14 protein-coding genes are annotated in these 14,530 nt (G+C 41.9%); 2 read left to right on the forward strand and 12 right to left on the reverse strand.

The features are described 5' to 3' along the window. Positions 1–112: 112 nt before the first annotated feature. From V6Z54_RS00095 to V6Z54_RS00125, 7 genes are all read right to left on the reverse strand, one after another. Positions 113–2,032: a stage V sporulation protein D gene (locus V6Z54_RS00095; protein ID WP_041084935.1), complete on the reverse strand. Its 1,920-nt coding sequence runs from the start codon at positions 2,030–2,032 to the stop codon at positions 113–115. A gap of 126 nt (positions 2,033–2,158) precedes the next feature. Further along, positions 2,159–4,309: a penicillin-binding protein gene (locus tag V6Z54_RS00100; protein ID WP_073979510.1), complete on the reverse strand. Its 2,151-nt coding sequence runs from the start codon at positions 4,307–4,309 to the stop codon at positions 2,159–2,161. A gap of 7 nt (positions 4,310–4,316) precedes the next feature. Beyond that, on the reverse strand, positions 4,317–4,664 hold the full coding sequence (ftsL, locus tag V6Z54_RS00105) for a cell division protein FtsL (protein WP_039178324.1): 348 nt from the start codon (positions 4,662–4,664) through the stop codon (positions 4,317–4,319). 37 nt (positions 4,665–4,701) lie between these two features. Further along, on the reverse strand, positions 4,702–5,634 hold the full coding sequence (gene rsmH, locus V6Z54_RS00110) for a 16S rRNA (cytosine(1402)-N(4))-methyltransferase RsmH (RefSeq protein WP_060699162.1): 933 nt from the start codon (positions 5,632–5,634) through the stop codon (positions 4,702–4,704). A 66-nt stretch (positions 5,635–5,700) separates the two neighbouring features. Further along, positions 5,701–6,132, reverse strand: coding sequence for a division/cell wall cluster transcriptional repressor MraZ (gene mraZ, locus V6Z54_RS00115; RefSeq protein ID WP_003211163.1), 432 nt, complete (start codon positions 6,130–6,132; stop codon positions 5,701–5,703). A 128-nt stretch (positions 6,133–6,260) separates the two neighbouring features. Beyond that, complete coding sequence (bshC, locus tag V6Z54_RS00120; RefSeq protein WP_041084936.1) at positions 6,261–7,880, reverse strand: bacillithiol biosynthesis cysteine-adding enzyme BshC; 1,620 nt, start codon at positions 7,878–7,880, stop codon at positions 6,261–6,263. 65 nt (positions 7,881–7,945) lie between these two features. Further along, positions 7,946–8,845 (reverse strand): 2-dehydropantoate 2-reductase, encoded by a 900-nt coding sequence (locus V6Z54_RS00125; protein ID WP_269103639.1) that lies wholly within the window; start codon positions 8,843–8,845, stop codon positions 7,946–7,948. A gap of 210 nt (positions 8,846–9,055) precedes the next feature. On the opposite strand from V6Z54_RS00125, the gene V6Z54_RS00130 reads away from it, so the two are divergent. Continuing rightward, entirely contained in the window at positions 9,056–9,535 is a 480-nt protein-coding gene (locus V6Z54_RS00130) for an N-acetyltransferase (RefSeq protein WP_041084938.1), read from the forward strand. A gap of 45 nt (positions 9,536–9,580) precedes the next feature. On the opposite strand, the gene gerR is transcribed toward V6Z54_RS00130, so the two are convergent. The 3 genes from gerR to V6Z54_RS00145 form a co-directional block, all read right to left on the reverse strand. Continuing rightward, complete coding sequence (gene gerR, locus V6Z54_RS00135; RefSeq protein WP_041084939.1) at positions 9,581–10,120, reverse strand: sporulation-specific transcriptional regulator GerR; 540 nt, start codon at positions 10,118–10,120, stop codon at positions 9,581–9,583. Between the two features lie 139 nt (positions 10,121–10,259). Next, positions 10,260–10,433, reverse strand: coding sequence for a 50S ribosomal protein L32 (gene rpmF, locus V6Z54_RS00140; protein ID WP_008354700.1), 174 nt, complete (start codon positions 10,431–10,433; stop codon positions 10,260–10,262). Between the two features lie 21 nt (positions 10,434–10,454). Continuing rightward, entirely contained in the window at positions 10,455–10,973 is a 519-nt protein-coding gene (locus V6Z54_RS00145; protein WP_019743276.1) for a DUF177 domain-containing protein, read from the reverse strand. A gap of 206 nt (positions 10,974–11,179) precedes the next feature. On the opposite strand from V6Z54_RS00145, the gene V6Z54_RS00150 reads away from it, so the two are divergent. After that, on the forward strand, positions 11,180–12,424 hold the full coding sequence (locus tag V6Z54_RS00150) for a nucleotidyltransferase (RefSeq protein WP_073979509.1): 1,245 nt from the start codon (positions 11,180–11,182) through the stop codon (positions 12,422–12,424). Positions 12,425–12,664: 240 nt separating this feature from the next. Here V6Z54_RS00150 and V6Z54_RS00155 read toward each other — a convergent pair whose 3' ends face one another. Further along, on the reverse strand, positions 12,665–13,693 hold the full coding sequence (locus tag V6Z54_RS00155) for a SepM family pheromone-processing serine protease (RefSeq protein WP_039178313.1): 1,029 nt from the start codon (positions 13,691–13,693) through the stop codon (positions 12,665–12,667). A gap of 4 nt (positions 13,694–13,697) precedes the next feature. Continuing rightward, complete coding sequence (locus V6Z54_RS00160; protein WP_041084940.1) at positions 13,698–14,477, reverse strand: patatin-like phospholipase family protein; 780 nt, start codon at positions 14,475–14,477, stop codon at positions 13,698–13,700. Positions 14,478–14,530: the final 53 nt, after the last annotated feature.

Here is a 14,530-nt window from a genome sequence, read left to right on the forward strand (position 1 = left end):
CTTAAGTTTCTCTTGGAAAAAACACACTTTAGGTTCTTTTTTTCAAACAGACCTTCTCTTTCAACAAAAAGAGGCAGCCGAATGAGTGCGGCTACCCTCTGTTCATTCTTTATTATTCATCGTTTAAGTATAATCTGATGGTGGAGCCTTCTTTGACCTTCGTCCCAGCAGCAGGTGATTGCTTCACCACTTTACTGCCAGTTCCAGAAGCATCGATCTTAAGATTAATCAGGAGGGATTCAAGGTCTGAAACAGATCCCCCTACAAGATTCGGTACCTCAATGGTTTTTGTGTCCAGCCACTGGTACTTCTTTTCAATTTGTCCTTTTCTTTTTTTCACACCCATTTCAGGCAGGCTGTCCCGCATAATATGACCCACAATTGGTGCAGCAACTGTCCCGCCAAATTGAATGGTGCCTTTCGGGTTATCTACAGCCACATATACAACGATACTTGGATCATCAGCAGGCGCAAAGCCGATAAACGACACAATGTGGTTATTTTCCATGTACTTGCCGTCTTTTACCTTCTGTGCTGTCCCTGTTTTTCCGCCAACTCGATATCCTTCAACAAATGCATTTCGGCCAGTCCCTTGAGCGACTACACTTTCAAGCGCATATCTGATTTCTTTTGATGTTTCTGCTGAAATCACTTTCTTTTTGGCAATCGGTGATTGCTTTTTCACAACCTCTTTTGTGATTGGATCTATCCATTCCTTTGCAATGTACGGCGTGTAAAGTGTTCCGCCATTTACCGCTGCGGCTACGGCAGCTACTTGCTGTATCGGCGTAACAGATACACCCTGACCAAAGGCAGTTGTCGCCTGCTCTACAGGGCCAACTCGGTCCAGCGGGAACAAAATGCCTCGGCCTTCCCCTTGAAGATCAATTCCAGTTTTTTGGCCAAACCCGAAATTTTTAATATAAGAAAATAATTTATCCTTTCCTAGACGGTCCCCCAGTTCAACAAAGCCAGGGTTACATGAGTTTTGCACCACTTCTAAAAATGACTGTGATCCGTGCCCGCCTTTTTTCCAGCACCTAAGCCTTGCACCATCTACTGTTACAGATCCGCTGTCAAAAAAATGATCGCGTTTTAAATTGACTTTTTTCTCTTCTAAGGCTGCTGCAAGCGTAATAATTTTAAATGTCGACCCTGGCTCATATGTGCTCCACACCGGGAGATTTCGGTTAAACACTTTCGGGTCAACTGATTGATAGTCCGCTGGATCAAAGTCCGGTCTGCTCGACATCCCAAGCACTTCACCGTTCTTCGGATTCATCGCAATCGCGATCATCCCATCTGGGTTATATTTTGCCTGCGCGTTATCTAATTCCCGCTCTATGATGGTTTGTACCTTCGCATCGACAGTTAACTTCATATCAAGGCCATCTTTAGGTGGTGTATAATCATCTGCTTCATCTGGCATTTTTTGCCCTTTTGCATCGGAATAGAACTTTACAGAGCCTTTTTCACCTTTTAAGTCATCATCATAATAGGCTTCCAGTCCAAGTAAACCCTGATTATCAATTCCAGCGAAGCCAAGCACATGAGAAAGAAAACTGCCGAACGGATAGTGTCTGATGCTGTCTTCCGCAACATAAACACCATCTAAATCAAGCTCTCTGACTTCTTTTGCTTTTTCATGAGATACTTTTCTCCCCTCTGGAGAAATTCGTTCGATTGATGTTTTCTTTGTGACATGCTTGTACGCTTTTTCCTCAGACATATTCAGTACTGCCGCCAGTTTCTTGCTTGTTTCTGCGGGATCTTTAATTTGCCGCGGAACGACCAATATAGATGGGGCACTTTTGTTCGTCGCAAGTTCCACCCCATTTCGGTCCAAAATATCTCCCCTTTCTGGTTCGAACGGGAGGTTCCGGCTCCATGAATCTTTTGCTAAGCTTGTGAGCTTTTCACCCATAATAAACTGTACATATCCTAATCTAGTATCTATGATGAAAAAAATGATCACCCCAATCAGCAGCACGAAAAGCAATCGTTTTCTCACTGTTACACTTGATACTCGCACGCCCGGTTCACTCCTTACATACATATGGCTTGTTTCCATCATATGCAGGCCCGTCCTTATGTAGAACGTCTCGTCTATCCCGCTCGGCAAAAAAAAACCTAGCAAGTCGTTTGCTAGGTTTTGCAGTTAATTCGGGCTTTTAAATGTCACAGTGACGACTTTATCTGAAATCTCCGCTCCACTTTTAACACTTTGTTTGACAGCATATCCTTGTCCCTTTGTTTCGATATGCACACCGGAAATGGATGCATATTGAAGGACTTCTCTTCTCGACCAGCCTGTCATATCAGGCATTTTGATGGTTTTTCCTGCTGTTTTCAAGAAAACTTTCTGGCTTTCAGAGAATTCAGAACCTGCACTTGGCCACTGTCGTTTAATGGAGAGGCCGTCGCCGATGACAACAGGCGTTAAGTTTTTGTTTTTAGCTTCTGTTTCCGCCTGCTTCACTTCTAAATCTAAGAATGAAGGCATTGTTTCTTGCTTCACTTTTTGTTCGCCTGATTTTTTATCGTCTGTTTTTGTTGGTGCAATATTTAAATATAGCAGACTATTTTTCATCACTGGGTTAAAGATTTGTGCAACTGGGGCAGAGCCAGTTTCTGTGTCAGACAGCTGCGGCTGCTGTACAGCTACATAAACGAGCAGCTTTGGATCATCTTTTGGCGCCATTCCCATAAATGAAAAGACGTAATCATTTCTTCCTTGGAGGTAACCGCCGGCACCGCCAATTTGTCCTGTTCCTGTTTTTCCAGCAACGTCAAAGCCTTTGATTTGATAAGGCTGACCTGTTCCAATCTTCGATGAAACAACCTCACCTAAAATGTCACGTACTTGCTTTGCTGTATCTGAGGAAATTGGTTTTCCAGTTACTGTTGGTTCGTGCTGTAAAATCGTTTTGTTTGTGTTCGGGTCTGTAATATGATCAATGACATATGGCTTCATCATCGTTCCGCCGTTTGCTATCGCTGTCGCTGCTTCGATTTGTTGAATCGGTGTAATAGCAGACGCTTGACCGTAAGCAGTCGATGCTTTGTCATATTCGTATCTGTAATTGATTTTACTAGACGCTTCGTTCGGCAAGTCAATACCTGTTTTGTCGTAGAAATGGAACTTCTGCAAATATTGTTCGTAGCGCGTGAAGCCTAACTTTTCTTTTGCCAGCTTTGCAAAGGCTACGTTTGACGAACGGAGAACACCTTCATGAAAGTCAATTTTCCCCCAGCCATTTCCGTTGTTATGGTCTCTTACAAGGCCGCCGCCTACTTTATAAGTACCAGATTGATATTTATCATTGCCTTGGTAGACCCCTTCTTGGATTGCCGCAGCAAGTGTAAAGATTTTCATCGTTGAACCTGGTTCAAACGCATATGAAATGACATCATTGTTATAATTCGTAATGTCTAATTCATTTAAATTAAAGCTTGGCCGCTGTCCCATCGCGAGCACCTTGCCCGTTTTTGGGTCAACGACTGTAGCAATGATTTTCTTCGGTTTATATTTTTTGGCAACCTGCGTCATACTTTCTTCAAGGAACGCTTGGATTTTTTGATCGATTGTCAGCGTGACATTTTTTCCATCCTTCGGAGCGACAATGTCTTCTTTACTATTTGGAAGAGCCCATCCACTTCTGTCACTGTTATATGTCACATAGCCGTCTTTTTCTTTTAAAAATTTGTTCAGCGCCTTCTCAAGTCCCATCGCGCCTGACATGTCCTTTGTCGCCTCATCTAATCTTGCATAACCGATCAGATTTGAAGCAAACATGCCGTTTGGATAATATCGCTTCGTGTCTTTTTCAAATGCGATCCCTGGCAGCTTTAGCTTTTCAATTTTTTCCTTTGTTGAAAAACTGATGTCTTTCCCAGCTTTACCAAACTCAACTTGGAACGCACCTTTAGTATTCAGACGCTTTAAAATTTCGCTTTCGCTCATATCAATTACTTTTGACAGCTCTTTTGCTGTCTTTTCTTTGTCGACGACATGCATTGGGTGCTTTGGATCGACCGTCATTTTCTTGCTCATGATCGCAATGAGTTTATAGACAGATGTATCCTCGGCAATCACATTCCCATTTCGGTCTAAAATAGACCCTCTTTTGGCTTCAAGTGTTTTCTTCGATTGATATTGTTCATTTGCCTTTGCGGCTAACACTTGACCATCGACCGTTCCTGTAATCTGAATATAAATAAAACGTGCAAGGATGATAAAGAAAAACAGGGCGAAGCAAATACTCGCAATTGCCGCGCCTCTGTTCATCATTTTATTCTTTTTAGGCATCGCCATCTTAATCGACCTTCTTAACATCTTTCGAAATGCTTAAGCCTGCTTTTTTCGCAGCTTCGATAATTCTTTCTGGTTCACTCAGCAAGTCTTTTTCCTTTTGAAGCTCAGTAATCTTCTTCGATTCTAAAGATACTTGCTGCTCTAATTTCTGCACTTCAATATTAGCGTGATAAACAGCAAAGGCTTTAGAAATGATGAGAATGGAGCTGCACATAAGAGCCATGACAAACATGACAAGTAAGATTTTTTCACCAAGTGTGATAGAACCTCTTCTTTTAATAACAACCGATTGGCCTTGCTGCTCTGTTTGATATTGTTTTACTTCTCTTTGGTAAGCCAAATTACTCATAAGAAACCTCCTTTTTATCATCATCTATGGTGTCGTTTTACTTTTTTTCTGCAATTCGGAGCTTCGCTGAACGGGCACGGTTGTTATGTTCCAGCTCTTGTTCTGATGCAACGATTGGCTTTCTCGTGATCAGCTTCAGCTTTGGTTCAAGTCCCTCTGGAATCACTGGTAGTCCGTGCGGAAGTTCTGGAAGAGAAGACATTTCTTTAAATGTACTTTTACAAATCCGGTCTTCAAGTGAATGGAATGTAATGACAGAAATTCTCCCCTTCGGATTGAGTAACTCTATTGCTTGTTCTAGTGCTTCTTCAAAAACTTTCAATTCATCATTTACAGCAATTCGGATCGCTTGAAACACTCTTTTTGCTGGATGTCCGCCAGTTCGTCTTGCAGGTGCGGGAATTCCTTCTTTGATAATGTCGACAAGCTCACCTGTTGTTTCAATTGGTGCTTTTTTTCTAGCTTCTTCAATTTTTCGTGCGATTTGCTTACTGAATTTTTCTTCCCCATATTTGTAGAAAATCCGAACTAGATCTTCAAATGGCCATTCATTCACCACTTGCTTTGCCGACAATGCGGCTGTTTGATCCATTCGCATGTCAAGAGGTGCATCATGGTGATAACTAAAGCCTCTCTCTGGTGTATCGAGCTGAGGAGATGAAACCCCAAGATCAAAAATCACACCGTCTACGCTTGTAATGCCTTGTTCATTCAGACGTTCTTTTAAATATCGGAAGTTGCTCTTTATGAAAAGAATGTTCGCTTTAGCATCCGCGAGCTTCTCTCGTGCATGATCCAGTGCAGCATCGTCTTGGTCAAATCCAATCAATGTACCTTTTTCTGATAGTTGAGATAGTAAATATGAGCTATGACCTGCTCCGCCCAGCGTGCAGTCTACATATGTACCGTCTTCTTTGACGTTTAAACCGTCAACTGTTTCTTTTAATAATACTGTCTCATGTTGAAACATGATGTTATGGTCCCACCTTTTTCAAATAGAAATGAATGTGTAGAAAGCTTGCTGCACAAGGGATTATTATATATCAAACCCAATCATGTTTTCAGCAATTTCAGCAAAAGAATCTTCTTGCTCTTCTGTATATTGTTCCCAGATCGACTTACTCCACAACTCAATTCGATTTGAAACGCCGATGACCACACATTCTTTTTCGAGTTTTGCATATTGGAGTAGGTTTGATGCGATGTTAATGCGCCCCTGCTTGTCCAGATCGCATTCAACTGCGCCGGAGAAGAAGAACCGGGTAAACGCACGTGCATCTTTTTTCGTTAGCGGCAGTGCTTTGAGTTTCTCTTCAATTAGTTTCCACTCACTCATAGGGTAGCCAAATAAACATTGATCAAGCCCTCTCGTCAGCACAAACTGTTCTCCGAGACCGTCTCTAAATTTAGCAGGGATGATCATGCGCCCTTTTGTATCAATCGTATGTTGGTATTCACCCATGAACATGATAATCAGAGCCCCACTTTCTCACCCTTACTCTCCACTATCCACCACTTCTCTCCACAAAACTTATTTTACACTGTTTCTACATAAAAAAAAACCCTGAACTAGTCAGGGTTCATTAAAACTTTATTTCAAAGTTTGACAATTTGCTGCTTGTTTTGAAATGAAAATGGCAGATTTTTGAACGTTTTGAAGAATTCTGGACCATATTTGTTTAAAAAGTACATGATATTCCAAATTCTTTCTTGCGGGGCATCTAGTGGTTTTAAGCTGTTTTCAATCCGTTCAAAATCCCGAAGGATATATCCTTCCTTCTGTTCCACACGCTGCGCCACCTTTTGATAAACAAATTGAAGCTGATCTTCGATAAATTTGGCATTTTTATCTAGCAGCTGCTCGAAGTTTGGTTCAACCTCCAGTGCTTCTTGCCTCAATACACTGTGAACTTTCGCTAATTCACGTTTCGCATGATCAACGGCTTGAACAAAGCTGTCTGGAAGGCTTTGCTCAAAGTGAGCCTCTTTCTTTTCTTTTACTCCGCTTGTGAGCACTTCTTCTACAGAAAGTTCTCTAGCCGGCAGCTTCTTATCGATGTGCCTTTCAAGAATGGTCACGTGCAGTCTTGGAAGAACAGGTGCCATCTTTAATTTAAAATGCTCAAAGATTCCTTTCAGCTCTCCCCAATAGTTGACTTCACCGTGTCCTGCCATAAAAGCAAGTGTCGGGAGAAGGGTTTCCTGCATTAAGGGGCGTGTCACCACATTGTTGCTGAACCGTTCTGGGTGCTCCTCAATTTCCTGCAAAAGCTCTTCTTTCGTCCATGTAAGCCCCACTTCTGATATAGAAAACTGGCCGTTTTCTTTTTCAATAAGGAAACGCTCCTCATCATATTCGTAAAACAGGTTCGCCTGATTGTCACCAGCTTCAATGATCGGCTGATATCCCGCTCGTTTCATGGCAGCCTGCGTTTCATTCAAACGAGCTGTGACCGCATCATTTGTCTCGACAATGTGCTTGAACAACGTACGCTCAAGTGGTTTAACGCCTAAGTCTCCTGAATTAAATAGAAGAAGTCCATCTTCTTCAAAAAGGTCGCATACAATCCATTCAAAGAAATCCGTAAACGTTTGTGATTTGCGTAAACATCGAAGAAGCTGATCAAGCAAGCCATTTGTATATGCAGATTCCTCATACGTTGAAAACACGTCACGTAGCCATTTCTCTGTTTTTTCTTGATGCAGCGGTGTTCTTTTTGCAGCAGTTTTTTTAACGTTATGTAATGGCAGCTTTTGCTTGACTGGACCTTTGTCGCCAGATGTGTAGACAAAATTAATTTCATCTACGTCATGATCCTCACCTGCTACCCAAAAGACTGGAATCACAGGAACGCCAAGCGCTGATTCTTTTTCTTTTGCGAACTGAATAATGGATATGATTTTATGTATGGTATAAAGTGGTCCTGAAAGTAGGCCGGCCTGCTGTCCTCCAACCACCATGACACTCCGCTTGTCACGGATCTTTTCAATGTTCTGACGCATCGCTGCCGATTCAAACTTTGCGTGGTATGCGCTCATATAATCTGCTAAAGCCTCGCGCGGGAAGCTCATTTCCATGAGATCGTCGTATCTCTTTTTCCATGTGTGCTCAGAATGTATATCATAATCAAAAAAAGCAGTCATCTCTTTTTTTTCTTCTATATAATCACGTATGAATAAATTCTGACTTCGGATGGAAAGTTCAGTCAATTGCATGTTTAGAACTTCCTTTCTTCAATAAATAGTTAGTTTCCCGAAAAAAGTATAGCATGTAAATGAGCTCACTCAAAAGATTTTGTTTGCTTTTTTTCCAATACTTCCAAGCTTCGATTGAAGAAAGTAAGATGAGGCGCCAGAATCTCTTGAGCTTGAGCCTTTTTTAAAAGATAGCCAACGATGGCTTTTCTTTCGGTTTCACGGCCTTTGACGATATCTTGAAGCATCGACGATTGATTGGCGGCCGTTTTCTTACAAATTGAAACGACGTGTGACCAGAGCTGCTCTTTTTCAGGCAGACCTAAAATGGACAATGCTTCTTCAAATGCACATTTCATCATGTATTCATATGAAGGATTTACGATCAATTCCCCATTTTTCACATGCAATAATGCCGTGAGCGGGTTAATGCAGACATTGACTAGCAGTTTTTCCTCCAGCACTTTTTTCCATTCATCCGTATAAATCATCTGAAAATGAGCCGGCGTTCCGTTTAAAGCATTTCTCACATCAGCTGCATCCTCAGGATGAAAAGCCCCCCACTTGATGACACCAATCCCTGTATGGTTTACTGCATGATCTGATACCTTCATGGCCCCGTGCTCTACGACACCTATATAAATTGTATGCGCCGTTTTCCAGTTTTCTAAATCTAATAAGTGGGCCATGCCATTTTGTAAAAATAAGATTCGCTGACGAGGTAATGTCGATAGTTCATCAAGCACCTCTTGCAAATGATGATATTTCACTGTCACAATCAGCAGATCAAATCGTCCTGTAATGCCTGCCCGTGCCTGAGCAGCCGACCAGAATGTCTCTCCTTTTACCATTCGCTTAATTCCTGATGTTTGAATCTCCTCTGCTTGTTCTTTTCTTCTTGTTAAAACAGTGATGTCATGATGCTGTGATAAATAACTGGCACAAAGCAGACCAATCGCACCGCCGCCAATGATTCCAATGTTCAACTGCCGCACTTCCCTTTTTCTGTTTACTTCATCATATCAACCATTTTAACAGTTTCATGCCGTGATGCAAAAAGCAGTTGGCGCGCCGCGATTGAATTTTTTTAATTTAAAAACTATAATAATAAGTGTAAAAACTTTTTGAGGCGGATGGGGTGAAAACGCCTTCAATGACATCACTGTCGACATTATGTGTGTAAGGGGGAAGATCATATGACACAAGTAAAACGACTTCTAATCAATTACAAAACTTTAGAGGAATTTAAACAATTTAAAGAATATGGGATACAAGAACTATCCATGCTTGAAGACCTTGAAAGTAATATGATTGAAAATGACAGCAACTCTCCATTTTATGGGATTTATTTTGGAGATAAGCTGGTCGCACGTATGAGCCTATATCAAGTGGACGGCTCGACGACAACGTATTTTGACCACAATCATGATTATTTAGAGCTATGGAAGCTGGAAGTGCTTCCTGGGTATCAGCGTAAAGGGTACGGCGAGGCACTTGTTGATTTCGCCAAATCCTTCGGAATGCCTATCCGGACCAATCCACGCGTCAAATCTGCGGGTTTTTGGGATAAAATGGGCTTTGAAGCGGTCAAATATGATATGGAACGCGATAAAGGCGAAAATCCACTCATCTGGGAGCCCGCCCATATTCAAAAGAATACAGGTGAATCCGCTTAATACTGATGGCAAAACGCCCCTCCTTTCTCTGTGAGGGGCGTTTTCTTATTTAGCATATTCTTTTAAGTTGATATTCTGTTTGACTCTTTCAACAATCCCAATGAGTGCCCGATAATCTTCTTCTGTCATTTTTAATTGCCTCTTCAAATGTTCATTTTCTTCCGTGAGCGACTTTAGTTGATGCTGTGCATCCGCTAGTTCTTCGCGTAAATAAGCAGAGCCAGCAGGTTCTTTTTCAAGCTGCTCTAAAAACTGAATCACTTCTCGCAAGGTCAATTCAGCCTGATCTGAAGATGCCTTCTCTTCTATCGTTAACGTATTCTGTGGTAAACCCGAGGAATGAATCCCAATCTTTTTACGCAGTTCTTTTCGCTGTTTTTTCGCCAGCTCAATGCCGGCCTGATATTGTTTTCTGACGTATGAGTTCCATCTGAATCCACATGCTGCAGCTGTTCTTGACAATGCTTTCCCAACTTCCTCAAATGCGGAAAGCTGCGTTCCTCCATCACGAATGTGTCTTAAGACGACTTCTGCTAAAAGTAAATCTTCATCTTGTGTCCATGCATCCTGCCTTGTAATCGTCAATTGATCATCCCCCCTGAATCTGAATACCACATCATATGCGCTTACTAGAGTAGATAGACTATTTGCAGGAGAGAAACCTAAAAAAATAGACAAATAAAAAAACGCAAGGGAAGATTCCCTTACGCTTTTTTATCAAGCATTAGTTGCTTTTTACGTCTTTGCCTTTGTATGTTCCGCAAGATTTGCAGACACGATGAGAAATTTTCATTTCACCGCATTCTGGGCAAGCTACCATACCAGGTACTTGTAGTTTGAAATGCGTACGACGCAATCTTTTTTTCATTTTAGAAGTTCTTCTAAAAGGTACAGCCATTATTCCCACCTCCTTAAAGAGTTAAGATTCATTATTTTCTTCTAAGAGCTTCTTCAAGCCTTCCAGACGCGGATCAATTCGGTTTTGATGTGCATCTTCCGAAATGACCGCCCAGTCATTCCCTTCCTGTGGTGCAGCACCTTTTACGTCTGTTTGATCGCAAAAGATTTGCATCGGCACTTCAAGAAGAATTTCTTCCTTGACAATAGGCGTTAAGTCGATGATATCGTCTTCTACAACAGATACGTCTTCATCTTCTATATCGTCTGTCTTATGAAGTACAAATAGTTCTTTCGTTGAAATCGCAAATGGATAATTTACATCAACAAGCGTTCTTGAACAAGGCAATGTCATTTCACCTGTGATGGTTAAATCAAATGCGACTTGCTTTGATTCGATCACTCCAGTCCCTTTCACCTCTACTGGTGAAATGCGACGTATATCTGAATGAAGGCTAGTAAGTTCATTTAAGTCAACCGTCTCATGAAAATCGAAGCTGTTTTTAGCTTTTTGATGTAACTGATAAACTGTCCATTTCAATTGTATCACCTCTAAGAGCAACAAACATGATTATAGCTTTCATCATGCTATTTGTCAATATTTTTTCTTTACAGTCCTTTGTGATGTCAAAGCGTTGTTTGACATCAGTTCACGGAATGCCTACACTGAAAAAAATGGGCTTCATTTTTCCCTTATGCTACTGTAGCATAGACCATTTAACCATAGCAAGAAAGGCGGAACATCTATTGAAAGCAACAGGAGTCGTTGTCGAGTATAATCCATTTCATTATGGACATGCCTACCATGTTCGTCAGGCGAAAACACATACCTCCTCAGATGTAGCCATTGCCGTCATGAGCGGTTCCTTCCTCCAGCGCGGAGAGCCTGCCATCGTCTCTAAATGGGCACGTACTAAAATGGCATTGCAAAACGGTGTAGACATCGTATGTGAGCTTCCATACATATATGCAGTGCAAAAGGCAGAAACCTTTGCAAACGGCGCTGTGTCCATTCTAGACGCTTTAAAATGCCGCTCCCTTTTTTTCGGAAGCGAGGACGGAGATATCAAAGCATTTGAGCGAACAGCTCACGCTTGGCATGAGAAAAAAGAAGAAATTGATCTATTCACAAAATTAAAGGTCAAAGAAGGGCTTAGTTATCCAGCTGCCTCTGCCGCTGCGTTTCAAGAGATCATTGATCCTAAACACTTACTGGATTTGTCTAAGCCCAATAACATTTTAGGCTTCCATTATGTCAAAGCCATCTTAGAGAGATCTCCTCACATAGAGCCCTTTACCTCTCAAAGAATTGCATCAGGCTATCATGATCAAGAGCTTCCTGAACATCAGAAAATCGCAAGCGCAACAAGCATCCGAAAAGCCTTAAAAGAGAATGGATCATTTGAGACTGTTGCCTCTTATCTCCCGGAAGCTTCGCTTAAGCAATTACACGACTATTATTCTTCTTATGATCTTTTACATACACAAGAAGACTATTTCAGCTTCTTAAAACATGTGTTTCACACAATGGATACAGCGGAACTAGAAGGCATCTATGAAATCGAAGAAGGCATCGAACACCGCATGCAAAAGGCGATCACACATGCGTCCTCCTACGAGGAATATCTATCACTTTTGAAAACAAAACGATATACGTGGACAAGGCTGCAGCGGATGAATACGCACCTTTTAATGAGGGTAAAGAAAACTGTCATGCATGAGCTGCTAAACGAGAAACACACGCCATACATTCGTTTACTTGGTATGTCAAAGAAAGGACAGCAATACTTATCACTTGTCAAAAAAGAATTGGACGTACCGCTCATCAGCAAGCTGTCTTCCTTTTCACACCCTGCCCTTGATCTTGACATTCGCGCTTCCCGCGTCTTCAGCCTTCCTATCAGCGAACCAATGCAAACAAAGTTAACAGAAGCAGAATTTAAAACCTCACCGATCCGCTATGATGAAGAGACTGGTCTCTTCCAATCTTGATAAAAAGAGCAGCCTTGATAAGGGCTGCTCTCTGATTGTTGACAAAGGGCTAAAATGATCTTTATTTTAGTCCTTTGTCTTCTTTTCAGCGTGATAGAAAACCTTTGAAGTCTAGGAAGGGCGAGCACCGGAACGGAGCGAATTTGACATTCGTGAGTACCGGCGCAGAGACCTGACACCGAATGCGAGGGTTTGTCTACACGCTGAGAGCAGCCTTGATAAGGGCTGCTCTTTTTTTACTTAAGATGCTTTCTCTTTTAACTTATTTAAATAGTTCAGTGCGTCCTGCATTGTGTCTACAGGAACGATTTTCATATCACTTTTAATATCTTTCGCTGTTTTCACTGCATTTTTGTAGTCGGAGTTTGGATCACCTTTATCGTTTGGTGCAAAGAAGATATCTTTTCCTGCTTTATCTGCTGCAACGACCTTTTGATCAATTCCGCCAATTGGCCCGACCGTACCATCAGCGTCAATCGTTCCGGTCCCTGCAATCGCATAGCCATGAGTTTCGTCTTCTTTTGTTAGCTGGTTATAAATTTCAAGTGACATCATTAAACCTGCCGACGGGCCGCCGATATTTTCAATATCCACCTTAATAGAAGGCGAGACTTTCACATTTCGGTCTGTAAATAATGATACGCCAATTCCGACTCGATTCGGCTCTTCTTTAAAAGGTTTTAACTTCACTTGCTGCGTGATATCCTTGCCGTTTCGTTCAAGGACAAAACGGACAGATGTACCTGCTTTTTGACGGCTGATATACGACACCATTTTATCAGCAGAGTCATACGTCTTGCCATCGACGCTTTTAATCCGGTCGCCCACTTCAATTTTACCGTAAGCAGGCATGCCTTTCATGACGTAGCTCGCATATACCCCATTAAACGTATAATCTACTTTTTTACCTGCTTTTGTATACGCTGCAATCATGGCATTTTCTTGAGAGCTTTTCATCAGCTGAAGCTGTCTTTTCATATAATCTTCATCCGACTCTCCGTCCGCTTTAATATTTTCTTCTGGGACGATCTCGTCATATTTATTCATTTTCGCAAGCAAATACGTATACGGATTGGCTGGACCTACTTTAATCGTCATAAGAGAGAAGCTGCCCTTCTCACCGTATCCACCGTCCACTTGAATGTGAGGGGCAATCTCTGTTGCATCACCTGGCTTTGTCACGTAATACGGTAGTTTGACAAAAGTTAAGCCAAATAAGACAAGAACAACGACAAAAAAGCTGAGCCAGCGAATATTCAATTTTTTCATTCGATTAACACTCCCATTTATCAATGACATCTTTCAGTTTACCTGTTAATTGGTCTGCGGCGAGCTCACCAGCTTCAATCATCTCCTGAACCTGTGTGAACGAACTGGAGCTAAATGTTTCAAGCCTCGGCCGAATCATGAGATCTGCATGAATGGTTTGATGACGGACCAATTCATTTTGAAGGATGTCCAAACTTTGCATGATCACATCCGATAATCTCGTCGCCTTTTCTGTTTTTTTCACCCTTGATACATCAGAGGCGATAATAAGGTCTGCGCCCATTTCTTTTAAAACAGACACAGGAATGCGGTCAACAACCGCTCCATCCACTAGCTGTCTGCCGCCCATTTCGTGAGGAACAAACACGCCTGGAATGCTGATGCTTGCTCTGACTGCTTGTGAGACAGACCCTTCTTTAAACACAACCTTTTCCCCTGTTTCGAGGTCACAGGCAACCACCGCAAGGGGCATTCTTAATTCTTCGAATGTTTTCCCATATGTAAACGTGTGAATCAGCTGCAAAATTCGATTTCCTTTTAAAAGACCGATTTTTGGCAGTGTATAGTCAGCATAATACTTTCTTCTGAAGACAAGTGCAAGTTTTTTCATTTTTTCTACGTCTTGTCCTGCCGCATAAAAGCTCCCAACAAGTGCGCCAATACTGCTTCCTGCGATCATATCTACCTGTATCCCTTGCTTCTCAAGACTAGACAATACCCCGATATGCGCCATTCCCCTCGCACCCCCGGAGCCTAGTGCAAGCCCGATGATCGGTCGCTTCATGAAAATCCACCCTCCTCTTTCTATGCATATATACGAATCTATAGGTCTAAACA

The sequence above is a fragment of the Bacillus sp. MAG717A genome (genome assembly GCF_036884855.1).
Taxonomy (GTDB): domain Bacteria; phylum Bacillota; class Bacilli; order Bacillales; family Bacillaceae; genus Bacillus; species Bacillus safensis.

Excerpts from the sequence above, each read along its gene's own strand:
- rpmF (WP_008354700.1), bottom strand. The coding sequence starts at position 10,433 with ATGGCTGTACCTTTTAGAAGAACTTCTAAAATGAAAAAAAGATTGCGT.
- mraZ (WP_003211163.1), bottom strand. The coding sequence starts at position 6,132 with ATGTTCATGGGTGAATACCAACATACGATTGATACAAAAGGGCGCATG.
- bshC (WP_041084936.1), bottom strand. The coding sequence starts at position 7,880 with ATGCAATTGACTGAACTTTCCATCCGAAGTCAGAATTTATTCATACGT.
- V6Z54_RS00100 (WP_073979510.1), bottom strand. The coding sequence starts at position 4,309 with ATGCCTAAAAAGAATAAAATGATGAACAGAGGCGCGGCAATTGCGAGT.
- rsmH (WP_060699162.1), bottom strand. The coding sequence starts at position 5,634 with ATGTTTCAACATGAGACAGTATTATTAAAAGAAACAGTTGACGGTTTA.
- V6Z54_RS00155 (WP_039178313.1), bottom strand. The coding sequence starts at position 13,693 with ATGAAAAAATTGAATATTCGCTGGCTCAGCTTTTTTGTCGTTGTTCTT.
- V6Z54_RS00160 (WP_041084940.1), bottom strand. The coding sequence starts at position 14,477 with ATGAAGCGACCGATCATCGGGCTTGCACTAGGCTCCGGGGGTGCGAGG.
- V6Z54_RS00130 (WP_041084938.1), top strand. The coding sequence starts at position 9,056 with ATGACACAAGTAAAACGACTTCTAATCAATTACAAAACTTTAGAGGAA.
- ftsL (WP_039178324.1), bottom strand. The coding sequence starts at position 4,664 with ATGAGTAATTTGGCTTACCAAAGAGAAGTAAAACAATATCAAACAGAG.